The following is a 22013-nucleotide window of genomic DNA, read 5'->3' on the forward strand; positions in this document are numbered from 1 at the left end:
TTCCCTCCTTATCCTAACAGGTCTTCTACAGATTTTCCACGAAGCTTCGCAACGTCTTCAGCACGTTTAAGTTCACTTAAACCCTGAAGTGTTGCGCGGATCATGTTGATCGGTGTATTAGAACCTAGAGATTTAGAAAGGATATCAGCTAGACCAGCAAGCTCAAGAACCGCACGCACTGGGCCTCCAGCGATAACTCCTGTACCTTCTGAAGCAGGCTTCAATAGAACGTTTCCTGCACCGAATCGACCGATGATTTCATGTGGAATTGTAGTTCCAACCATTGGTACTTCAATTAAATTCTTTTTCGCATCTTCAACAGCTTTGCGGATCGCTTCTGGTACTTCTTGTGCTTTACCAGTACCGAATCCTACATGACCGTTTTTGTCACCGACAACAACTAAAGCTGCAAAACGGAAACGACGTCCACCTTTAACAACTTTCGCTACGCGGTTAACCGTAACTAAGCGTTCTTCTAACTCTAATTTGCTTTGGTCAATACGACTCATTCGGATGTGTCCCTCCTTCTTTTATTAAAATTTAAGTCCAGCCTCACGAGCAGCTTCAGCTAGAGCTTTTATACGTCCATGATATAAGTATCCTCCGCGGTCAAATACCACGTTAGAGATTCCTTTTTCAACAGCACGTTTTGCAACAAGTTCGCCAACTTTAGTAGCAGCTGCAGCGTCAGAACTATTCTCGATCTTTAACTCTTTATCAAGAGTAGAAGCACTTACAAGTGTTACACCGTTAACATCATCAATTACTTGAGCGTAGATATTCTTGTTAGAACGGAAAACGTTAAGGCGAGGTCTTTCAGCAGTACCTGAAAGTTTCGCACGAACACGAGCGTGTCTTTTAAGACGAGTAGCGTTTTTGCTAGTTTTCGTAATCATCCGAGTCACTCCTTTCTTCACATTAAGCGATCTTACTTACCAGTTTTTCCTTCTTTACGGCGAACGAATTCACCTTCGTAACGAATTCCTTTACCTTTGTAAGGCTCTGGAGAACGGACAGCGCGGATGTTAGAAGCAAGAGCTCCCACACGCTCTTTATCGATACCTTTAATGATTACTTTCGTTTGAGATGGAACTTCGATTTCAACTCCAGCCTCAGGAACGATTTCAACTGGATGAGAGTATCCAACGTTAAGAACAAGTTTGTTTCCAGATTTAGCTGCACGGTAACCGACACCGATAAGTTCTAAACCTCTTTCGAAACCTTTAGATACACCTTCAACCATGTTTGCAATCAAGCTGCGTGTTGTACCATGTAATGCACGGTGTTCTTTATGTTCAGACGGGCGGCTTACAGTTAAGACGCTGTCCTCAATTTTAATTTCCATATCAGGGTGAAATGTACGAGTTAGTTCACCTTTTGGTCCCTTTACTGTCACTGTGTTATCGTTGTTTGTCACAGTAACTCCTGAAGGGATCTCGATTAGTTTTTTACCTATACGAGACATACCAAGCACCTCCATTCATCTTAAACTTTTTTTACCATACGTAAGCAAGTACTTCTCCACCAGCTTGTTTAGCACGGGCTTCTTTGTCCGATAAAACACCTTGTGATGTAGAAATAATTGCGATTCCAAGTCCGTTAAGTACACGTGGTACTTCATTTGATTTCGCATATACACGTAAACCAGGTTTACTGATTCTTTTTAGGCCAGTGATAACACGCTCGTTGTTTTGGCCATATTTAAGGAACATACGGATAATTCCTTGTTTGCTGTCTTCAACATATTCAACGTCACGGATAAAACCTTCACGCTTTAAGATTTCAGCAATTTCTCTTTTGATTTTTGAAGCCGGTACTTCTAGCTTCTCATGACGTACCATGTTCGCATTGCGAATACGAGTCAGCAAATCTGCAATCGGATCTGTCATAACCATTATTTAATAACCTCCTTCCCATTTATGGGGATTACCAGCTGGCTTTTTTAACGCCAGGAATTTGTCCTTTATATGCAAGTTCGCGGAAACAAATACGGCAAAGTTTAAACTTGCGAATTACTGAATGTGGACGTCCACAACGTTCGCAGCGCGTATACTCTTGAACTTTAAACTTTTGTTTGCGTTGTTGTTTCGCAATCATAGACTTTTTAGCCACGATTTCGCCTCCCTTTCATTGATTATTTCTGGAACGGCATACCTACTTGAGTTAATAACTCACGTGCTTCTTCGTCCGTATTGGCAGTCGTAACGATAACGATATCCATACCGCGGACTTTTGTTACTTTATCGTAATCAATTTCTGGGAAGATTAACTGTTCTTTAATACCAAGCGTGTAGTTTCCACGACCGTCGAAAGATTTCTTAGAAATCCCGCGGAAGTCACGTACACGTGGTAAAGATACAGAAATAAGTTTATCAAGGAAATCGTACATGCGCTCTCCGCGAAGTGTTACTTTCGCACCGATTGGCATTCCTTCACGTAGACGGAATCCAGCAATAGACTTCTTCGCACGAGTAACGACAGGTTTTTGACCAGCGATAAACGTTAATTCTTCAACAGCAGTATCGATTGCTTTAGCGTTTTGAACGGCGTCACCAACACCCATGTTGATCACGATTTTTTCGATTTTTGGCACTTGCATTACTGATTTGTATTCAAACTTAGAAACTAATGCAGGTGTAATTTCTTTTACATACTTTTCTTTAAGGCGGTTCATGAGAAAGACCTCCCTTCCTTATTTACTATTTATCTAGAACTTGCCCAGATTTTTTCGCTACACGGACTTTCTTTCCGTCCTCAACTTTATACCCAACACGTGTCACTTCACCCGTTTTAGGATCAAGCGGCATTACGTTTGATACGTGGATCGGCGCTTCTTGTTCAGAAATTCCGCCTTGAGGGTTAGCTTGGGTTGGTTTAGAGTGTTTTTTCACAAGGTTAATACCTTCTACTAAAACACGGTCATTCTTAGGGAAAGCAGCAAGGATGACTCCTTGTTTACCTTTATCTTTACCAGAGATAACCACTACTTTATCGCCCTTTTTAACATGCATTTAATCGCACCTCCTTGAGTCGCGGATTGTATTCATTAAAGTACTTCTGGTGCTAGAGAAACAATTTTCATATAGTTGTTTTCACGAAGTTCACGTGCTACTGGTCCGAAGATACGAGTTCCACGCGGGCTCTTGTCGTCACGGATAATGACACATGCATTTTCATCGAAACTGATGTAAGATCCATCGTTTCTGCGAGCTCCGCTCTTTGTACGAACGATAACTGCTTTCACAACTTCACCTTTTTTGACAACGCCTCCTGGTGTTGCTTGTTTAACCGTACAAACAATGACATCACCGATGTTAGCCGTCTTACGTCCAGAGCCACCAAGAACTTTAATCGTTAGTACTTCGCGTGCGCCAGAGTTGTCAGCTACTTTTAAACGAGTCTCCTGTTGAATCATTAATGTTACCTCCTTTCGGAAAAAGAAATCCGAACTTTATTAGATAATAACGGCTTCTTCGACAACTTCAACTAGACGAAAGCGTTTAGTCGCAGATAAAGGACGAGTTTCCATGACCTTTACGATGTCTCCGATTTTTGCTTGGTTGTTTTCATCATGTGCTTTGAACTTCTTAGAGTATCTTACACGTTTGCCATAAAGTGAATGCTTTTTGTATGTTTCAACTACAACAGTGATGGTTTTATCCATTTTGTCAGAAACAACACGACCTTGATACACTTTACGTTGGTTACGTTCGCTCATGTTTGCGGGGCCTCCCCTCTAATTATTATTTATTAGCAGCGATTTCTCTTTGACGAATCACAGTTTTCATGCGTGCGATTGATTTACGCACTTCACGAATGCGAGCAGTGTTTTCAAGCTGCCCAGTCGCTAATTGGAAACGAAGATTGAAAAGTTCTTCTTTAAGAGACTTTACTTTTTGTTCAATTTCAGCAGTGGTAAGGTCACGAATTTCATTAGCTTTCATTTGATTCACCACCAATTTCTTCACGTTTTACGAACTTCGTTTTAATTGGCAATTTGTGAGATGCAAGACGAAGAGCTTCACGAGCAACTTCTTCAGACACACCAGAAATTTCAAATAAAACTTTGCCCGGTTTTACTACAGCTACCCAGCCTTCTGGAGCACCTTTACCGGAACCCATGCGGACCTCTAGAGGTTTAGCTGTGTATGGCTTAGAAGGGAAAATTTTAATCCAAACTTTACCGCCACGTTTCATGTAACGAGTCATAGCAATACGAGCAGCTTCGATTTGACGGTTCGTGATCCAAGAAGCTTCTAGAGCTTGGATACCGTATTCACCGAAATGTACTTCAGTACCACCTTTTGCACGACCACGCATTTTTCCACGATGTTCTCTGCGATACTTCACGCGTTTTGGCAATAACATATTATTTTCCTCCTTCCGCAGTATTCTTCTTAGTTGGAAGGACTTCTCCACGATAGATCCATACTTTTACGCCAAGCTTACCATAAGTAGTGTCAGCTTCAGCAGTAGCATAGTCGATGTCAGCACGAAGTGTGTGCAACGGAACAGTACCTTCACTGTAATATTCAGAACGAGCAATATCTGCACCGCCAAGACGACCAGAAACCATTGTTTTGATTCCTTGTGCTCCAGCACGCATTGTGCGTTGGATTGTTTGTTTTTGTGCACGACGGAATGAAATACGATTTTCAAGTTGACGAGCGATGTTTTCAGCAACTAGCTGAGCATCAAGATCTGCTCTCTTGATTTCAAGAATGTTGATGTGTACACGTTTGCCAGTTAGGCTGTTAAGAGCTTTACGAAGTGCTTCAACTTCAGATCCGCCTTTACCAATTACCATACCTGGTTTAGCCGTGTGGATTGTGATATTTACGCGGTTTGCAGCACGTTCGATTTCTACTTTAGAAACAGACGCGTCAGACAAACGCTTGCTGATGAATTCACGGATTTTCAAGTCTTCATGTAAGAAGTCAGCGTAATCTTTTCCTGCGAACCATTTAGATTCCCAATCACGAATGACGCCAATACGAAGACCTACTGGATTTACCTTTTGACCCACGGATTATCCCTCCTTCTTTTCTGATACAACGATTGTAATGTGGCTAGTACGTTTGTTAATTGCGCTCGCACGACCCATAGCACGTGGACGGAATCTCTTAAGTGTTGGACCTTCGTCAACGAATGCTTGAGTAATCACTAGGCTGTTAGCGTCCAACTCGTAGTTGTGCTCAGCGTTTGCGATAGCAGATTTTAATACTTTTTCAATAATTGGTGAAGCAGCCTTAGGTGTAAGGTTTAAGATAGAAACTGCTTCTCCTACTTGCTTACCTCGGATCAGGTCCATTACTAGACGTGCTTTACGAGGAGCAATACGGACTGTTCTTGCGACAGCTTTAGCTTGCATTTAAAAGCCTCCTCTCATTAGCGTCTTGTTTTTTTATCGTCACTAGCATGACCTTTGTAAGTACGGCTTGGTGCGAATTCGCCCAATTTGTGACCTACCATATCTTCAGAAATGAAAACAGGTACATGTTTGCGTCCGTCATAGACAGCGATTGTGTGACCGATGAATTGTGGGAAAATTGTAGAACGACGAGACCAAGTTTTTACGACTTGCTTTTTGTCAGTTTCATTCAATTTCTCGACTTTAGCCATCAAATGATCATCAACAAATGGTCCTTTTTTTAAGCTGCGAGCCATTGTGGAACCTCCCTTCGTGATTGAACTACGGTCCTAAATGAACCGTAGACAACCCCGTTACTTGTTTTTACGACGACGTACAATGAATTTATCAGACTTGTTGGTTTTCTTACGAGTCTTGAATCCAAGAGTCGGTTTACCCCATGGAGACATTGGTGATTTACGTCCGATTGGAGCGCGTCCTTCACCACCACCGTGTGGGTGATCGTTAGGGTTCATTACAGAACCACGAACTGTTGGGCGTACGCCTTTCCAGCGAGAACGTCCAGCTTTACCGATGTTAATTAATTCGTGTTGCTCGTTTCCAACTTGACCGATAGTCGCACGGCAAGCAGAAAGAATCATGCGAACTTCTCCTGAGTTCAAACGTACAAGAACGTATTTACCTTCTTTACCAAGAACTTGAGCAGAAGTACCAGCAGAACGAACTAATTGTCCACCTTTACCTGGTTTTAATTCAATGTTATGCACAACTGTACCAACTGGGATGTTGATAAGTGGAAGAGCATTACCTGGTTTGATGTCAGCTTCTGGTCCAGAAGTAACTTCAGTACCAACTTGGATTCCTTTCGGAGCAAGAATGTAACGTTTCTCACCATCTGCATAGTTTACAAGAGCGATGTTCGCTGAACGGTTTGGATCATACTCGATTGTAGCAACGCGTCCAGGTATACCGTCTTTATCACGCTTAAAGTCGATGATACGGTATTGACGTTTGTGACCGCCACCTTGATGACGAACAGTCAATCTACCTTGGTTGTTACGTCCGCCTTTTCTGTGAAGCGGTGCAAGCAACGATTTTTCTGGTTTGTCAGTCGTGATTTCAGCAAAATCTGAAGTAGTCATGCCACGACGACCATTACTGGTTGGTTTATACTTTTTAATCGCCATTTTGAATTTCCCTCCTTCTTTTTAAGATTTACGCTTCAAAAATTTCGATTTCTTTGCTGTCAGCAGTTAATTTCACGATCGCTTTTCTGCGACGGCTAGTCATACCAGTGTAGCGTCCAACGCGTTTAGATTTTCCTTTGTAGTTTTGAACGTTGACTTTCTCAACTTTCACTCCAAAGATTTCTTCAACAGCGTCTTTCACTTCTGTTTTGTTAGCTCTGACATCAACTTCGAACGTGTACTTCTTCTCTGTCATTAGATCAGCAGAACGTTCAGTAATGATAGGGCGCTTTAGAACATCACGAGGATCTTTCATTATGCAAGTCCCTCCTCTACTTTTTCAACCGCTGCTTTAGTGATCAGAAGTTTGTCGTGGTTGACAACGTCAAGAACGTTGATACCGTTAGCTTCAACAACTGTTACTCCAGGGATGTTACGAGCAGATAAAGCAACTGTTTCGTTTGCATCCGCAGTGACGATCAACGCTTTCTTCTCGACAGATAATCCTTTAAGGATGCCTGCGAATTCTTTCGTTTTCACTGCATCAAGAGTCAGATCTTCAAGAACGATGATGTTGTTGTCGATTACTTTAGAAGACAATACTGACTTGATAGCCAAGCGGCGAACTTTTTTAGGTAATTTATATGAATAGCTGCGTGGTGTTGGACCGAATACGATACCGCCTCCGCGCCATTGTGGTGAACGGATAGAACCTTGACGAGCACGACCAGTACCCTTCTGTCTCCAAGGCTTACGACCTCCGCCACGTACTTCAGAACGAGTTTTTACTTTGTGAGTTCCTTGACGTAAGGAAGCTCTTTGCATAAGAATAGCATCGAATACTACGCTTTCGTTTGGCTCGATTCCAAACACAGAAGCGTTTAATTCGATTTCACCGTTAGTAGAACCGTTTTGGTTAAATAATGCTACTTTTGGCATGACTTGTTTCCTCCTTTCCTAAGAGAGTTATTTAGATTTAACTGCACTCTTTACAGTTACTAGAGATTTTTTAGCTCCTGGTACGTTTCCTTTGATCAATAGAAGATTGCGTTCTGCATCAACTTTAACGATCTCAAGGTTTTGGACAGTGATTTGCTCTCCGCCCATACGACCTGGAAGAAGTTTACCTTTGAATACTCGGTTTGGATCAACAGGTCCCATTGAACCAGGACGACGATGGTAACGTGAACCGTGAGTCATTGGTCCGCGTGATTGTCCGTGGCGCTTGATAGCCCCTTGGAATCCTTTACCTTTTGATGTTCCTGTTACATCTACGATATCTCCATTTGCGAAAATATCAACTTTGACTTCCTGACCAACTTCATACGCATCTAACTCCGCACCGCGTAATTCTTTTACGAAGCGCTTAGGAGCAGTTTCCGCTTTAGCAACGTGGCCCTTCTCTGGTTTGTTAGAAAGCTTTTCACGTTTGTCGTCAAAACCGATTTGGATTGCTTCATAGCCATCCGTGTCAGCAGTCTTCTTTTGAAGAACAACGTTAGCAGCAGCCTCAACAACAGTTACAGGGATAAGATCACCGTTTTCTGCGAATACTTGCGTCATACCAATTTTTCTACCTAAGATTCCTTTGGTCATTAGTCACACCTCCTATAATATGTGTTTTCTATTTGAATTAAAGTTTGATTTCGATATCTACACCAGATGGTAAATCTAAACGCATAAGTGCATCAACTGTTTGCGGAGTTGGATTCACGATGTCGATTAGACGTTTGTGAGTACGCATCTCAAATTGCTCACGAGAATCTTTGTACTTATGCACCGCACGAAGGATTGTGTAAACTGATTTTTCAGTTGGAAGCGGGATTGGACCAGATACACTAGCACCAGAACGCTTAGCCGTTTCAACAATCTTCTCAGCAGATTGATCAAGAATTCTATGATCATATGCTTTTAAACGAATACGAATTTTTTGTTTTGCCATTATTTTCCCTCCTTTTCGCCTACTTACGTTAGACAGTTCTCCGTGAGAAAAACCTGATCACCTTGCCATGGCAAAGCGGCCGGGTGTGTCAGCAACCTCTCACTTCATCGCAGTCAAAGACCAACATGCACTATTGTACCAAATTGGCCTGCGTGTTGCAATAATAAATCGGATAAATTTATGATTTGCACACTTTTCATATTATACAGGGGTTCAGCCTATAAATCAAGCTTTCCCTGAAGATGATGTATAGCAGTCTTTCTTACGACACGAATAAATTCATCTGGCTCTTCAATATGCGGGGAATGTGCAGATTCTTTAAAGATGAACCATTCTTTTATTGGTGCTGTTAATTGATCAACATATGGTTTTGATACAGCAGCTGGTGTGATCATGTCATATGCGCCACTGATAAAGTAGCAAGGTATTAATATAGTAGAAACTCGGTATTCAATGCTCTCATTCATCAATTCATCCCATAGCATGTCCTGACTAAGCTTCTGTCCTTTAAGGAACTTCCACTTATCTTTCAGCTGATATTGCTTACTAAAAAGAAACCCGCGCAGCATTTGAATGAGCGGCTTCCACTTATGTGTGAGACCTACGCTGCCGAGCTCTTTATATAGAGAGAACAGAGCATGAGCTGATATTCGTTTCCACGGAGGAGGCGTCAGTAATCGCAGGCACCAAGTAAACAACCGATTCCGATGGTATTTCTCCATAAGGAGCTCGTACGACACAATATCTTCTTTTAATACATCTACTACCTGACTAATCCCATAATAAGCATGATATAGATCTGGGCGCTTATGTACTGCTTGTATGGCGATTAATGACCCCCATGAGTATCCAGCGATGTACAATTTTGAATGACCTAGATATGAAAGAACCTTCTCTGTCAGTTCAATCGTATCTTCAATAAATTGCCGAATGGTCATGGAAGTATCGGAGGGATTCTTTTGATAGGAAAGTCCCGCGCCACGCTGATCCCAATGAACAACTGTAAAATCTTGATTAAGTTCCTCATGAAACGAGTCGATATAGCTGATTTGAGCGGAGCCTGGCCCACCGTGTAAAAATAAAAGAACAGGCTTCGCTTCACTTGTATGATTTTCTTTGATCATAATCCATTGGTCAACCCCGCCGATTAACCATTTCTTCAAATATGTCTTCGCCATTCCAATGATCCTCTCGGTTCCATTTAGATTCTATAGCTTATAGTAGCCGTTCTGATCTGGAAAAGCAAAAAAAGAGACCCTTTTGCAAGGAGTCTCTTTATATATATTTTATTACTTAATGATATTTGAAACGACGCCAGAACCTACAGTACGTCCACCCTCACGGATAGAGAAACGAGTTCCTTCTTCGATAGCGATAGTAGAGATAAGTTCAACTTCCATCTCAGTGTTATCGCCAGGCATTACCATTTCAGTACCTTCTGGAAGATGTACGATACCAGTTACGTCAGTTGTACGGAAGTAGAACTGCGGACGGTAGTTAGCGAAGAATGGAGTATGACGTCCACCCTCTTCTTTAGAAAGTACATAAACTTCAGCTTTGAAACGGCTATGTGGAGTGATTGTACCTGGTTTAGCAAGTACTTGACCACGTTGGATATCTTCACGAGATACACCACGAAGTAGTGCACCGATGTTGTCACCAGCTTCAGCATAGTCAAGAAGCTTACGGAACATTTCAACACCTGTAACAGTTGTTTTACCGTTTTCATCTTGAAGACCGATGATTTCAACTTCGTCACCGACTTTAACTTGTCCACGCTCAACACGACCAGTAGCAACTGTTCCACGACCAGTGATTGAGAATACGTCCTCAACTGGCATCATGAATGGCTTCTCAGTGTCACGCTCTGGAGTTGGGATGTACTCATCAACCGCGTCCATAAGTTCAAAGATTTTTGCTTCGTAATCAGCATCTCCTTCAAGAGCTTTAAGAGCAGAACCTTTGATAACTGGAACATCGTCACCAGGGAAGTCATAGTCAGAAAGAAGGTCACGAACTTCCATTTCAACAAGTTCAAGTAACTCTTCATCGTCAACCATGTCACATTTGTTAAGGAATACTACGATGTATGGTACACCTACGTTACGAGAAAGTAGGATGTGCTCACGTGTTTGTGGCATTGGACCATCAGCAGCAGATACTACTAAGATCGCGCCGTCCATTTGAGCAGCACCAGTGATCATGTTTTTAACATAGTCAGCGTGTCCTGGGCAGTCTACGTGTGCATAGTGACGAGTTTCAGTTTCATACTCAACGTGTGCAGTTGAGATTGTGATTCCACGCTCGCGCTCTTCTGGAGCACCATCGATTTGGTCATAAGCCATAGCCGTACCTTTACCAGATTTCTTATGAAGAACTGTTGAGATAGCAGCAGTTAAAGTTGTTTTACCATGGTCAACGTGTCCAATTGTACCAATGTTAGCATGCGATTTGGAACGGTCGAATTTTTCTTTAGCCATTCTAAAAATCCTCCTTAAAGGTTCATTGTATTTGGTATAGAGTGATAGAAAGTGAAGAGTTACCTCTCACTTTCTGATCTTCAATAGTAGTTATACTTTAGTTTAAAGGCAAAATCAATTATTCACCTTTATTTTTTTTGATGATTTCTTCACTAATGCTCTTAGGCACTTCTTCATAGTGATCCATGTGCATAGTGAAAGTACCGCGTCCTTGTGTGTTAGAACGGAGTGAAGTTGCATATCCGAACATTTCAGAAAGTGGAACCATAGCGCGAACAACTTGAGCGTTACCGCGAGCTTCCATACCTTCTACACGTCCACGACGAGATGTGATATCACCCATGATGTCTCCCATGTATTCTTCTGGGATAACGACTTCTACTTTCATCATTGGCTCAAGTAGAACTGGGTTACATTTGCTGACAGCATTTTTCAATGCCATAGATGCAGCAATTTTAAACGCCATTTCGTTAGAGTCAACATCGTGGTATGATCCATCAAATAATTTAGCTTTGATGTCGATTAATGGGAATCCAGCTAATACACCATTTTCAAGTGAATCTTCAAGACCTGCTTGAATAGCTGGAATGTATTCACGAGGAACAACCCCACCGACGATTGCATTTTGGAATTCGAAGCCTGCGCCTTCTTCGTTTGGTTCGAATTCGATCCAAACGTGTCCGAACTGACCACGTCCACCAGACTGACGTACGAATTTACCTTCAACTTTTGCACTAGAACGGAATGTTTCACGGTACGCAACTTGAGGAGCTCCTACGTTAGCTTCAACCTTGAACTCACGCTTCATACGGTCAACAATGATATCAAGGTGAAGCTCACCCATACCAGAGATGATCGTTTGACCAGTTTCAGTGTTTGTTTGTGTACGGAATGTTGGATCCTCTTCAGCTAGTTTAGCTAAAGCGATACCCATTTTATCTTGGTCAGCCTTAGACTTAGGCTCGATTGCTACATCGATAACTGGCTCTGGGAAATCCATAGACTCAAGGATAACAAGACTTTTCTCGTCACAAAGAGTGTCACCAGTTGATGTATCTTTAAGACCTACAGCTGCTGCGATATCCCCTGCGTAAACAGTAGAGATTTCTTCACGGCTGTTTGCGTGCATTTGAAGGATACGTCCAACACGTTCACGCTTGTTCTTAGAAGAGTTCTTCACGTAAGAACCAGAATCAAGTGTTCCTGAGTATACGCGGAAGAAAGTTAGTTTCCCAACATAAGGGTCAGTCATTACTTTAAATGCAAGGGCTGCGAATGGTGCGTCATCAGTAGACTCACGTACAACCTCTTCATTTGAATCTGGCAACGTACCTTTGATTGCAGCAACATCAGTTGGTGCAGGAAGGTAATCAAGCACAGCGTCAAGTACAAGCTGAACACCTTTGTTTTTGAAAGCAGATCCAACAAGAACTGGATAGAATTCAACATTCAATGTTCCTTTACGGATTGCAGCTTTCAATTCAGGAATTGTAATTTCTTCACCCTCAAGGTATTTTTCCATAAGCTCTTCATCAAGCTCAGCGACAGCTTCAATTAAGCTGCTGCGAAGCTCTTCAGCTTTGTCTTTATACTCAGCAGGGATTTCTTGTGCATCAGAGCGAGTTCCAAGGTCATCTTCGTAGAAGTATGCTACGTTTTCTACAAGGTCGATGATTCCTTCGAATTGGTCTTCAGCACCGATCGGCAATTGAATTGCATGAGCGTTTGCTTGAAGACGATCTCTTAATGTGCCTACAGAGTAAAGGAAGTCCGCACCGGTTTTATCCATTTTGTTAACGAATACGATACGAGGTACTCCGTAAGTTGTTGCTTGGCGCCAAACTGTTTCAGTTTGTGGCTCTACACCTGATTGTGCATCAAGAACAGCTACCGCACCATCAAGTACACGTAAAGAACGTTCAACTTCAACAGTGAAGTCTACGTGTCCTGGTGTATCGATGATGTTTACACGGTAACCTTTCCATTGTGCTGTAGTAGCAGCAGAAGTGATTGTAATACCACGTTCTTGCTCCTGCTCCATCCAGTCCATTTGGGAAGCTCCTTCGTGAGTTTCACCAATTTTATGGATACGACCAGTGTAGTATAAGATACGCTCAGTCGTTGTCGTTTTACCGGCATCGATGTGAGCCATGATACCAATATTACGAGTTTTGTCTAAGGAGAACTCTCTTGCCATTGGGTAATTTCTCCTTCCTTATTAGGGAATAGTTTTTTTAGTTTGGTATAAATCCTACCAGCGGTAGTGAGCGAATGCTTTGTTCGCTTCTGCCATTTTGTGTGTATCTTCACGTTTCTTAACAGCAGCACCAGTGTTGTTAGCTGCGTCAAGGATTTCGTTAGCAAGACGCTCTTCCATCGTTTTTTCTCCACGAAGACGAGCGTAGTTTACTAACCAGCGAAGACCTAAAGTAGTACGACGGTCTGGGCGAACTTCTACAGGAACTTGGTAGTTAGCTCCACCTACACGACGTGCTTTAACTTCAAGAACTGGCATGATGTTTTTCAAGGCTTGTTCGAAAACCTCCATCGCTTCATTACCAGTACGTTCTTTGATGATATCAAATGACTTGTAGAGAATTGTTTGTGACTTTCCTCTTTTACCGTCGATCATCATTTTATTGATCAAACGAGATACAAGTTTAGAATTGTAAATTGGATCTGGCAATACGTCTCTTTTTGCTACAGGACCTTTACGTGGCATCTGATAGCCTCCCTTCTCATTTAAAAGGATTTCTATCTGTCTCTCATCTCAATATCATTGTCAGCTGCCTGACTCCACTGAGCTGATATCAACTTCTAAAAACCCTTATGTTTGTTTGTATTATTTGCTTTGTTTAGGGCGTTTTGTTCCGTATTTAGAACGACCTTGCATACGACCGTCAACTCCGGCAGTATCAAGCGCACCACGAACGATGTGGTAACGTACACCCGGTAAGTCTTTTACACGTCCGCCACGGATAAGTACTACACTGTGCTCTTGTAGATTATGTCCGATACCAGGAATGTAAGCTGTTACCTCAATCAGGTTAGACAAACGTACACGAGCATATTTACGTAGTGCTGAGTTTGGTTTTTTCGGTGTCATTGTACCGACACGAGTACAAACCCCGCGCTTCTGTGGAGATGTTACGTTAGTGTGCTCTTTTTTGAAACTGTTGTATCCTTTGTTAAGTGCAGGAGACTTTGAGTTTTCAACTTTACTCACGCGTCCTTTGCGTATTAGCTGATTAATTGTAGGCATGTTGTTATTCCTCCCTTCGTTGCTTTTTTTATAACCCACATACCCAGGTGGTTCATTAAAAGGCAAAAAACAATGCTTTTGCATTTACACATGCAAAAACAAAACAAGTACGCTATAACATAATGGCAACAGCTGCTGCCCCAACTTCAATTCCGCAGGCTTTGCCGAGCTTTTTCATGGAATCTACCACTAAAATGTCTACACCCTTCTCTTGCGCTAGTTTTGTTACACTAGCTGTTAAAGCAGGATCAGCATCTTTCGCTACGACGATTTCCTTTACTGAATCTCGTTTCAGAGCTTTTACTGTTTGCTTCGTACCAATAATAATGGATTGGGCCTGTGATACTTTATCATAAGACATCGAATATCCTCCAAAGTAACAGGTTTTATTTTGAGCACCTTGGTTATATTATCATCATGGCAGAAGGATGTCAATATCATATGACAGATTATCTTGACATCCTTCACCATTTTTTGATGATTTTATAGGAATCTCACGAGAAAGATTACTCTACAGGAACCATATCGTCAGACGGCTGCACTTGTGAAACCGGCTTAACTTTACGGTAGTTTGGCATTCCTGTTCCAGCTGGAACAAGTTTACCGATGATAACATTCTCTTTCAAGCCAAGCAGTTCATCACGTTTTCCTTTGATCGCCGCATCTGTTAGGACACGAGTCGTTTCTTGGAAGGATGCCGCAGACAAGAATGAGTCTGTTTCAAGCGATGCTTTTGTAATACCAAGAAGAACTGGACGACCTGTTGCAGGACGCTTGCCTTCGAATAGTACTTTTTTGTTCGCTTCAGTGAATTGATGTACATCAAGAAGTGTGCCTGGTAATACATCTGTATCCCCTGCATCAGCGACACGCACTTTACGAAGCATTTGGCGAACCATTACCTCAACGTGCTTATCTCCGATTTCTACCCCTTGCATACGGTATACTTTTTGTACTTCATGAAGCAGATATTCTTGAACAGCTGTCATGTCAGTCACTTTAAGAAGTTCTTTCGGATCGATCGAACCTTCTGTCAGTACTTGACCACGAGTGACTTTGTCACCTTCAACAACTTTCAGACGTGCATTGTAAGGAGCTGTGTAAGAACGACTTTCAACGTCGCCTTGAACCACAATTTCCTGCTGCTTGTCACGAACATCGTTAATTTCAGCAACGACACCATCAATTTCAGAAATGGTCGCTTGCCCTTTTGGATTACGCGCTTCAAATAGCTCTTGGATACGAGGTAAACCTTGTGTGATATCGTCTCCTGCTACCCCACCGGTGTGGAACGTACGCATTGTAAGCTGTGTTCCTGGCTCACCGATTGATTGAGCAGCAATGATTCCAACTGCTTCACCGACTTCAACGTCAGTACCAGTTGCAAGGTTACGGCCGTAGCATCGTTTACATACACCATGAGGCGTGTTACATGTAAATGCAGAACGGATCCATACTTCCTCAATTCCTGCTTCAACTACTTCAAGTGCTTTATCTTCATCAATTAGTTCGTTTTCGCCAACAATGACTTCGCCTGTTTCAGGATGAACAATTGGTTTTCTTGCAAAACGTCCGATCAGACGTTCTTCAAGCTTCTCAATAATTTCATTTCCTTCTCTAATGGACTTCGCCAAGATACCACGGTCTGTACCGCAATCTGTTTCACGGATGATAACATCCTGTGCAACGTCGACGAGACGACGCGTGAGGTAACCTGAGTCAGCTGTTTTAAGGGCTGTATCGGCCAGACCTTTACGCGCTCCGTGAGTGGAAATAAAGTATTCCAATACGGTTAAACCTTCACGGAAACTAGATTTGATTGGAAGTTCAATGATACGTCCAGCCGGGTTGGCCATCAGACCACGCATACCAGCCAGCTGAGTGAAGTTAGATGCGTTACCACGCGCTCCAGAGTCACTCATCATGTAGATTGGGTTGACTTCATCAAGGGACTTCATCAGTTTACCTTGGATGACATCTTTAGAAGAACTCCAGATCGAAATGACTCTCTCGTAACGCTCTTCTTCAGTAATCAAACCACGTCTGAATTGCTTCATGACGTTATCTACTTTTGCTTGTGCTTCTTCGAGGATCTTCTGCTTATCATCTAATACGACGATGTCAGACACACCAACCGTAATACCCGCTTTAGTAGAGTATTTGAAACCAAGATTTTTCATGCGGTCAAGCATTTTAGATGTCTCAGTGATATGGAATCTCTTAAAGATTTCCGCAATGATTTTACCTAAAATACCTTTTTTGAACGGCGCATTGATTTCTTGTTTCTCGATCGCAGCTTTGACATCCTCACCTTTTTCAAGGAAGAAGCGGTCAGGCGTTTTTTCTTCAATATTGCTCTTTGTCGGCTCATTCATGTAAGGGAATGATTCCGGTAAAATTTCGTTAAAGATCAGTTTTCCAACTGTTGTAATCAACAATTTAGAACGCTGTTCATCAGTGAATGTCACATTCTTCAACGAGCTAGCTGCAACAGCTACACGTGTATGAAGATGCACATATCCATTTTGATAAGCTAGAAGGGCTTCGTCAGTATCTTTGAAGACCATACCTTCTCCGATAGCACCTTTACGCTCAAGTGTAAGGTAGTAGTTACCAAGCACCATATCCTGAGATGGTGTAACAACAGGTTTTCCATCTTTCGGATTCAAAATGTTTTGAGCAGCAAGCATTAAGATACGAGCTTCGGCTTGAGCCTCAGCAGATAATGGTACGTGAACCGCCATTTGGTCACCGTCAAAGTCAGCGTTGTAGGCTGTACATACAAGTGGATGCAGACGAATTGCGCGTCCTTCCACAAGTGTAGGTTCAAACGCTTGAATACCAAGTCTGTGAAGAGTCGGTGCACGGTTTAGTAAGACTGGGTGTTCACGAATAACTGATTCTAAAACATCCCATACTTCCGGCTGCACGCGCTCAATTTTACGCTTCGCACTCTTGATGTTGTGAGCTAAACCTTTTTCAACAAGCTCCTTCATCACGAATGGTTTGAATAATTCAAGAGCCATTTCTTTCGGAAGTCCACACTGATACATTTTCAAATGTGGTCCTACGACGATAACGGAACGTCCAGAATAGTCAACACGTTTACCAAGCAAGTTTTGACGGAAACGTCCTTGTTTCCCTTTTAACATATGAGAAAGAGATTTCAATGGTCTATTTCCTGGTCCTGTTACTGGTCGGCCTCTACGTCCATTATCAATCAAGGCATCGACAGCTTCTTGAAGCATACGCTTCTCGTTCTGAACGATGATGCTTGGCGCACCAAGATCTAATAAACGTTTCAAACGATTGTTACGGTTGATGACACGACGATAAAGGTCGTTTAAGTCAGAAGTAGCAAAACGTCCACCATCAAGCTGAACCATTGGACGTAATTCTGGCGGAATAACCGGAAGTACATCAAGAATCATCCATGATGGTTTGTTTCCTGAGTTACGGAAGGCTTCTAGCACTTCAAGGCGTTTAATCGCACGTGTACGACGCTGTCCTTGAGCAGTTTTCAGCTCTTCTTTCAGTGTATCTACTTCTTTTACAAGATCGATATCTTGAAGAAGTTTATTGATTGCTTCTGCACCCATAGCTGCTTGGAATGTATTACCGTATTTATCTAAATACGCACGGAATTCTTTCTCAGAAAGAAGTTGTTTCTTCTCAAGCGGTGTGTTGCCCGGATCTGTCACAACGTAAGAAGCGAAGTAAATCACTTCTTCTAACGCACGTGGTGACATATCAAGAACAAGACCCATACGGCTTGGGATACCTTTGAAATACCAAATGTGGGAAACTGGGGCAGCCAGTTCGATATGCCCCATTCTCTCACGACGGACTTTTGCCCGTGTTACTTCTACACCACAACGGTCACATACAACACCCTTATAACGAACGCGTTTATACTTTCCACAATGACATTCCCAGTCTTTTTGCGGTCCGAAGATACGTTCACAAAAGAGACCATCTTTTTCAGGTTTCAGTGTACGATAGTTAATCGTTTCAGGCTTTTTCACTTCACCAAAAGACCAAGAACGGATTTTATCAGGTGATGCGAGACCGATGTTCATATACTCAAAATTGTTCACATCTAGCAAGGGGCCTACCTCCCTTTTAATCTTCGGGTTATACCCTAGTCACTTGCTCTAATCGTTTCTGCTATTCTTTTGTGACTGCGTCACGTTCAAGATCGACAGGTGCGAGGTCTGCAGCATCTTCGTCATTAGATAACGCTAGTCCGTCTGCTTTCTTCGTTTCCTCATCGTCTTCTAAATCTCTCATTTCTATCTCTTCTTCATCGCCAGATAGGATTTTGACATCCATACCTAAACTTTGAAGCTCTTTGATTAACACTTTGAATGATTCAGGGACACCTGGTTCAGGGACGTTATCCCCTTTGACGATGGCTTCGTATGTTTTCACACGACCCACAACGTCATCCGATTTAACTGTTAAGATCTCTTGAAGTGTGTATGCTGCACCGTAAGCTTCAAGTGCCCATACTTCCATCTCTCCGAAACGCTGACCACCAAACTGTGCTTTACCGCCAAGTGGCTGCTGCGTAACAAGTGAGTATGGTCCAGTTGAACGAGCGTGAAGTTTATCGTCAACCATGTGAGCCAGTTTGATCATGTACATGATTCCGACTGATACACGGTTATCGAATGGTTCACCAGTTCGACCGTCATAAAGGACTGTTTTCGCATCACGGGACATACCTGCTTCTTCAAGCGTTTCCCAAACATCTTCCTCACGCGCACCATCAAATACCGGTGACGCAATGTGGATGCCAAGGTAACGAGCAGCCATACCCATATGAAGCTCAAGTACCTGACCGATGTTCATACGAGATGGTACCCCTAGAGGGTTTAACATGATATCAATCGGTGTTCCATCTGGAAGATACGGCATATCTTCTTCTGGAAGGATTTTAGAGATAACCCCTTTGTTACCATGTCGTCCGGCCATTTTGTCACCTTCAGAAATTTTACGCTTCTGAACGATGTATACGCGGACTAACTGGTTTACACCTGGAGGTAATTCATCTCCATCTTCACGGTTAAAGACTTTGACGTCGTGGATAATTCCGCCGCCGCCGTGTGGAACACGTAGAGACGTATCACGCACTTCACGAGCCTTTTCACCGAAGATTGCATGTAATAGACGTTCTTCAGCTGTTAGTTCTGTTACACCTTTAGGCGTTACTTTCCCTACAAGAAGGTCTCCGTCTTTTACTTCTGCACCAATACGGATGATTCCGCGCTCGTCAAGGTTGCGTAAAGCATCTTCCCCAACGTTTGGAATATCACGAGTGATTTCTTCCGGTCCAAGCTTTGTATCACGAGCTTCTGATTCATATTCTTCAATATGAATCGACGTGTAGACGTCATCTTTTACAAGGCGCTCACTCATGATGATCGCATCCTCGTAGTTATAACCGTCCCAAGTCATGAAGCCGACCATGACATTACGTCCTAGAGCCAATTCACCTTTTTCCATTGAAGGACCGTCTGCAAGGATTTCTCCTTTTACGACTTCATCTCCAACACTTACGATTGGACGCTGGTTGTAGCAAGTCCCTTGGTTAGAGCGGACAAATTTCAGCAAGCTGTATTTGTCTAGGTTTCCTTTGACTTGTTGTCCGTCGACATCTTCATATCGGCGAACCCAAATATTTTTTGCTTCAACACGTTCTACAACACCTGGGTAACGGCAGATGACAGCAGCACCAGAGTCTTTACCTGATACATACTCCATACCTGTACCAACAATCGGTGATTCTGGCTGCATCAAAGGCACAGCCTGACGTTGCATGTTCGCTCCCATTAGAGCACGGTTAGAGTCATCGTTTTCTAAGAATGGGATACATGCTGTCGCAGCAGAAACAACCTGCTTTGGCGAAACGTCCATGTAGTCAACGCGGTTTCGAGGAACAACGGTGTTTTCCCCTCTGAAACGAGCAATGATATTATCATCGATAAACGAACCATCATCAGCTAACAGAGCGTTCGCTTGTGCTACTACGTAGTTATCCTCTTCATCAGCAGTTAAGTAGTCGATTCTCGGTGTCACTTTACCTGTTTCAGGATCAACCCGGCGGTAAGGTGTTTCAATAAAGCCGAAACGATTCACTTTTGCAAATGAAGATAGAGAGTTGATCAAACCAATGTTTGGACCCTCTGGAGTTTCAATCGGACACATACGGCCATAGTGAGAGTAGTGAACGTCACGAACTTCCATTCCTGCACGCTCACGTGTCAAACCACCAGGCCCAAGCGCTGACAGACGACGTTTGTGCGTCAATTCAGCAAGCGGGTTTGTTTGATCCATGAACTGAGAAAGCTGAGAGCTACCAAAGAACTCTTTGATAGAAGCGATCACAGGACGGATGTTGATCAGCTGCTGAGGTGTGATCGTGTTTGTGTCTTGGATTGACATTCTTTCACGAACAACACGCTCCATTCTGCTTAAACCAATACGGAATTGGTTTTGCAGAAGCTCACCTACAGAACGCAGGCGACGGTTACCAAGGTGATCGATATCATCTGTGTCACCTACACCATGAAGAAGGTTGAAGAAGTAACTGATCGATGCAATGATGTCAGAAGGCGTGATGTTTTTCACAGCTTCCTCTACGTATGCATTCCCGATCACGTTGATCATTTGCTCGCCCTCTTGATCAGACGGTGCATAAATCTTAATAGATTGAAGTTCTACTTCATCTTCTACTACGCCACCATTTGGATAAAGCTTTCTAAATCCGATGCCGTTTTCTAAGTATGGAAGAACTTTATCAAGAACTCTTCTGTCTAAAATTTGACCTTTTTCTGCTAGAATTTCACCTGTTTCAGGGTCAACTAACGTTTCAGCCAATTTTTGATTGAACAGTCTATTTTTTATATGAAGCTTTTTATTAATCTTGTAGCGTCCAACATTTGCTAGGTCATATCTCTTCGGATCGAAGAAGCGAGAGTCTAGCAGGCTTTTCGCATTTTCAACCGTTGGCGGCTCTCCAGGACGGAGGCGCTCGTAGATTTCGAGAAGTGCTTTATCCGCATTCTCTGTATTGTCTTTTTCCAGCGTGTTGCGTAAGTATTCATTCTCCCCAATGAGGTCAAGAATCTCTTGATCAGAGCTGAAGCCGAGAGCACGCAAAAGAACCGTAACCGGCAACTTACGTGTGCGATCGATGCGTACATAGACTACATCCTTCGCATCAGTTTCGTATTCTAACCATGCGCCACGGTTTGGAATGACAGTCGCAGTAAAACCTTTTTTACCGTTTTTGTCTACTTTACCACTGAAATATACACTTGGAGAACGTACTAACTGAGAAACGATTACACGTTCCGCACCGTTAATGATAAAAGTACCTGTGTCTGTCATGATTGGGAAATCACCCATGAACACATCTTGGTCTTTTACTTCTCCAGTTTCTTTGTTAATTAAACGAACTTTTACTCTTAGTGGAGCAGAGTAAGTTACATCACGTTCTTTTGATTCTGCTACAGGATACTTAGGATCCCCTAGGCTGTAATCAATGAATTCAAGAGAAAGGTTACCAGTAAAATCCTCAATTGGGGATATATCTTGAAACATCTCTCTAAGACCCTCATCAAGAAACCACTGATAAGAAGAGGTTTGAATTTCAATGAGATTTGGTAATTCTAACACTTCGCTTATGCGTGCGTAGCTTCTGCGCTGGCGGTGTCGTCCATACTGAACTAGTTGACCTGTCAACTGATTCACCCCTCAAATCATG

The 22013-nt window shown here is 42.6% G+C and carries 27 protein-coding genes; all 27 read right to left on the bottom strand.

The annotated features are described in order from the left end of the window. Positions 1–8: 8 nt before the first annotated feature. Positions 9–509 carry a 30S ribosomal protein S5 gene (gene rpsE / locus C6W21_RS18155; protein WP_003217179.1) on the bottom strand — a complete coding sequence of 167 codons (501 nt, stop codon included), beginning with the start codon at positions 507–509 and terminating at the stop codon, positions 9–11. Positions 510–533: 24 nt separating this feature from the next. Beyond that, complete coding sequence (gene rplR / locus C6W21_RS18160; RefSeq protein ID WP_106052155.1) at positions 534–896, bottom strand: 50S ribosomal protein L18; 363 nt, start codon at positions 894–896, stop codon at positions 534–536. A 32-nt stretch (positions 897–928) separates the two neighbouring features. Further along, entirely contained in the window at positions 929–1465 is a 537-nt protein-coding gene (gene rplF, locus C6W21_RS18165) for a 50S ribosomal protein L6 (protein WP_106052152.1), read from the bottom strand. Between the two features lie 31 nt (positions 1466–1496). After that, positions 1497–1895, bottom strand: coding sequence for a 30S ribosomal protein S8 (gene rpsH, locus C6W21_RS18170; protein ID WP_003217040.1), 399 nt, complete (start codon positions 1893–1895; stop codon positions 1497–1499). Between the two features lie 31 nt (positions 1896–1926). After that, positions 1927–2112 (bottom strand): 30S ribosomal protein S14, encoded by a 186-nt coding sequence (rpsN, locus tag C6W21_RS18175; RefSeq protein WP_008356542.1) that lies wholly within the window; start codon positions 2110–2112, stop codon positions 1927–1929. Between the two features lie 22 nt (positions 2113–2134). Beyond that, on the bottom strand, positions 2135–2674 hold the full coding sequence (gene rplE / locus C6W21_RS18180; protein ID WP_003217159.1) for a 50S ribosomal protein L5: 540 nt from the start codon (positions 2672–2674) through the stop codon (positions 2135–2137). A 25-nt stretch (positions 2675–2699) separates the two neighbouring features. Continuing rightward, positions 2700–3011, bottom strand: coding sequence for a 50S ribosomal protein L24 (gene rplX / locus C6W21_RS18185; RefSeq protein WP_003217151.1), 312 nt, complete (start codon positions 3009–3011; stop codon positions 2700–2702). A 35-nt stretch (positions 3012–3046) separates the two neighbouring features. Continuing rightward, positions 3047–3415, bottom strand: coding sequence for a 50S ribosomal protein L14 (gene rplN / locus C6W21_RS18190; RefSeq protein WP_003216882.1), 369 nt, complete (start codon positions 3413–3415; stop codon positions 3047–3049). 39 nt (positions 3416–3454) lie between these two features. Next, positions 3455–3718: a 30S ribosomal protein S17 gene (gene rpsQ / locus C6W21_RS18195; protein WP_003216906.1), complete on the bottom strand. Its 264-nt coding sequence runs from the start codon at positions 3716–3718 to the stop codon at positions 3455–3457. A gap of 25 nt (positions 3719–3743) precedes the next feature. Then, positions 3744–3944, bottom strand: a complete 201-nt coding sequence (gene rpmC / locus C6W21_RS18200; protein WP_003217155.1) for a 50S ribosomal protein L29 — start codon at positions 3942–3944, stop codon at positions 3744–3746. Beyond that, positions 3934–4368, bottom strand: a complete 435-nt coding sequence (rplP, locus tag C6W21_RS18205; RefSeq protein WP_003156478.1) for a 50S ribosomal protein L16 — start codon at positions 4366–4368, stop codon at positions 3934–3936. The genes rpmC and rplP overlap by 11 nt, the downstream gene beginning before the upstream one ends. Position 4369: 1 nt before the next feature. Next, complete coding sequence (gene rpsC / locus C6W21_RS18210) at positions 4370–5026, bottom strand: 30S ribosomal protein S3 (RefSeq protein WP_003217241.1); 657 nt, start codon at positions 5024–5026, stop codon at positions 4370–4372. 3 nt (positions 5027–5029) lie between these two features. Further along, positions 5030–5371, bottom strand: a complete 342-nt coding sequence (gene rplV, locus C6W21_RS18215; protein WP_007496316.1) for a 50S ribosomal protein L22 — start codon at positions 5369–5371, stop codon at positions 5030–5032. A gap of 17 nt (positions 5372–5388) precedes the next feature. Beyond that, positions 5389–5667, bottom strand: a complete 279-nt coding sequence (gene rpsS / locus C6W21_RS18220; protein WP_003216920.1) for a 30S ribosomal protein S19 — start codon at positions 5665–5667, stop codon at positions 5389–5391. Positions 5668–5724: 57 nt separating this feature from the next. After that, complete coding sequence (gene rplB / locus C6W21_RS18225; protein ID WP_007496314.1) at positions 5725–6558, bottom strand: 50S ribosomal protein L2; 834 nt, start codon at positions 6556–6558, stop codon at positions 5725–5727. A gap of 28 nt (positions 6559–6586) precedes the next feature. Beyond that, entirely contained in the window at positions 6587–6874 is a 288-nt protein-coding gene (gene rplW / locus C6W21_RS18230) for a 50S ribosomal protein L23 (protein WP_003217016.1), read from the bottom strand. After that, positions 6874–7497 (bottom strand): 50S ribosomal protein L4, encoded by a 624-nt coding sequence (gene rplD / locus C6W21_RS18235; RefSeq protein ID WP_007496312.1) that lies wholly within the window; start codon positions 7495–7497, stop codon positions 6874–6876. Before rplD ends, rplW begins: the two co-directional genes overlap by 1 nt. Before the next feature lie 27 nt (positions 7498–7524). Next, positions 7525–8154 (bottom strand): 50S ribosomal protein L3, encoded by a 630-nt coding sequence (gene rplC / locus C6W21_RS18240; protein ID WP_003217069.1) that lies wholly within the window; start codon positions 8152–8154, stop codon positions 7525–7527. A 37-nt stretch (positions 8155–8191) separates the two neighbouring features. Beyond that, entirely contained in the window at positions 8192–8500 is a 309-nt protein-coding gene (gene rpsJ / locus C6W21_RS18245) for a 30S ribosomal protein S10 (protein ID WP_003156464.1), read from the bottom strand. Positions 8501–8718: 218 nt separating this feature from the next. Then, entirely contained in the window at positions 8719–9678 is a 960-nt protein-coding gene (locus C6W21_RS18250) for an alpha/beta fold hydrolase (RefSeq protein WP_106052149.1), read from the bottom strand. 111 nt (positions 9679–9789) lie between these two features. Continuing rightward, on the bottom strand, positions 9790–10980 hold the full coding sequence (tuf, locus tag C6W21_RS18255) for an elongation factor Tu (RefSeq protein ID WP_106052147.1): 1191 nt from the start codon (positions 10978–10980) through the stop codon (positions 9790–9792). Positions 10981–11098: 118 nt separating this feature from the next. Beyond that, positions 11099–13177 (bottom strand): elongation factor G, encoded by a 2079-nt coding sequence (fusA, locus tag C6W21_RS18260; protein WP_106052145.1) that lies wholly within the window; start codon positions 13175–13177, stop codon positions 11099–11101. A gap of 54 nt (positions 13178–13231) precedes the next feature. Next, complete coding sequence (gene rpsG / locus C6W21_RS18265; protein WP_003216884.1) at positions 13232–13702, bottom strand: 30S ribosomal protein S7; 471 nt, start codon at positions 13700–13702, stop codon at positions 13232–13234. 120 nt (positions 13703–13822) lie between these two features. Beyond that, positions 13823–14242 carry a 30S ribosomal protein S12 gene (gene rpsL / locus C6W21_RS18270; RefSeq protein WP_003216962.1) on the bottom strand — a complete coding sequence of 140 codons (420 nt, stop codon included), beginning with the start codon at positions 14240–14242 and terminating at the stop codon, positions 13823–13825. A gap of 112 nt (positions 14243–14354) precedes the next feature. Continuing rightward, positions 14355–14603, bottom strand: a complete 249-nt coding sequence (locus C6W21_RS18275) for a 50S ribosomal protein L7ae-like protein (RefSeq protein ID WP_003216985.1) — start codon at positions 14601–14603, stop codon at positions 14355–14357. 145 nt (positions 14604–14748) lie between these two features. Further along, the gene (gene rpoC / locus C6W21_RS18280) at positions 14749–18348 is read right to left on the bottom strand and encodes a DNA-directed RNA polymerase subunit beta' (RefSeq protein ID WP_106052143.1); all 3600 of its coding nucleotides are present in this window, start codon (positions 18346–18348) and stop codon (positions 14749–14751) included. 61 nt (positions 18349–18409) lie between these two features. Continuing rightward, positions 18410–21991 carry a DNA-directed RNA polymerase subunit beta gene (gene rpoB, locus C6W21_RS18285; protein ID WP_106056830.1) on the bottom strand — a complete coding sequence of 1194 codons (3582 nt, stop codon included), beginning with the start codon at positions 21989–21991 and terminating at the stop codon, positions 18410–18412. Positions 21992–22013 lie beyond the last annotated feature (22 nt).

The sequence above is a fragment of the Bacillus sp. NMCN1 genome (genome assembly GCF_002998085.1).
In the GTDB taxonomy this organism is placed as follows: Bacteria; Bacillota; Bacilli; order Bacillales; family Bacillaceae; genus Bacillus.

Excerpts from the sequence above, each read along its gene's own strand:
- rpsE (WP_003217179.1), bottom strand. The coding sequence starts at position 509 with ATGAGTCGTATTGACCAAAGCAAATTAGAGTTAGAAGAACGCTTAGTT.
- rplR (WP_106052155.1), bottom strand. The coding sequence starts at position 896 with ATGATTACGAAAACTAGCAAAAACGCTACTCGTCTTAAAAGACACGCT.
- rplF (WP_106052152.1), bottom strand. The coding sequence starts at position 1,465 with ATGTCTCGTATAGGTAAAAAACTAATCGAGATCCCTTCAGGAGTTACT.
- rpsH (WP_003217040.1), bottom strand. The coding sequence starts at position 1,895 with ATGGTTATGACAGATCCGATTGCAGATTTGCTGACTCGTATTCGCAAT.
- rplE (WP_003217159.1), bottom strand. The coding sequence starts at position 2,674 with ATGAACCGCCTTAAAGAAAAGTATGTAAAAGAAATTACACCTGCATTA.
- rplX (WP_003217151.1), bottom strand. The coding sequence starts at position 3,011 with ATGCATGTTAAAAAGGGCGATAAAGTAGTGGTTATCTCTGGTAAAGAT.
- rplN (WP_003216882.1), bottom strand. The coding sequence starts at position 3,415 with ATGATTCAACAGGAGACTCGTTTAAAAGTAGCTGACAACTCTGGCGCA.
- rpsQ (WP_003216906.1), bottom strand. The coding sequence starts at position 3,718 with ATGAGCGAACGTAACCAACGTAAAGTGTATCAAGGTCGTGTTGTTTCT.
- rpmC (WP_003217155.1), bottom strand. The coding sequence starts at position 3,944 with ATGAAAGCTAATGAAATTCGTGACCTTACCACTGCTGAAATTGAACAA.
- rplP (WP_003156478.1), bottom strand. The coding sequence starts at position 4,368 with ATGTTATTGCCAAAACGCGTGAAGTATCGCAGAGAACATCGTGGAAAA.
- rplV (WP_007496316.1), bottom strand. The coding sequence starts at position 5,371 with ATGCAAGCTAAAGCTGTCGCAAGAACAGTCCGTATTGCTCCTCGTAAA.
- rpsS (WP_003216920.1), bottom strand. The coding sequence starts at position 5,667 with ATGGCTCGCAGCTTAAAAAAAGGACCATTTGTTGATGATCATTTGATG.
- rplB (WP_007496314.1), bottom strand. The coding sequence starts at position 6,558 with ATGGCGATTAAAAAGTATAAACCAACCAGTAATGGTCGTCGTGGCATG.
- rplW (WP_003217016.1), bottom strand. The coding sequence starts at position 6,874 with ATGAAAGATCCTCGTGATGTTCTAAAGCGCCCTATCATTACTGAACGT.
- rplD (WP_007496312.1), bottom strand. The coding sequence starts at position 7,497 with ATGCCAAAAGTAGCATTATTTAACCAAAACGGTTCTACTAACGGTGAA.
- rplC (WP_003217069.1), bottom strand. The coding sequence starts at position 8,154 with ATGACCAAAGGAATCTTAGGTAGAAAAATTGGTATGACGCAAGTATTC.
- rpsJ (WP_003156464.1), bottom strand. The coding sequence starts at position 8,500 with ATGGCAAAACAAAAAATTCGTATTCGTTTAAAAGCATATGATCATAGA.
- C6W21_RS18250 (WP_106052149.1), bottom strand. The coding sequence starts at position 9,678 with ATGGCGAAGACATATTTGAAGAAATGGTTAATCGGCGGGGTTGACCAA.
- tuf (WP_106052147.1), bottom strand. The coding sequence starts at position 10,980 with ATGGCTAAAGAAAAATTCGACCGTTCCAAATCGCATGCTAACATTGGT.
- fusA (WP_106052145.1), bottom strand. The coding sequence starts at position 13,177 with ATGGCAAGAGAGTTCTCCTTAGACAAAACTCGTAATATTGGTATCATG.
- rpsG (WP_003216884.1), bottom strand. The coding sequence starts at position 13,702 with ATGCCACGTAAAGGTCCTGTAGCAAAAAGAGACGTATTGCCAGATCCA.
- rpsL (WP_003216962.1), bottom strand. The coding sequence starts at position 14,242 with ATGCCTACAATTAATCAGCTAATACGCAAAGGACGCGTGAGTAAAGTT.
- C6W21_RS18275 (WP_003216985.1), bottom strand. The coding sequence starts at position 14,603 with ATGTCTTATGATAAAGTATCACAGGCCCAATCCATTATTATTGGTACG.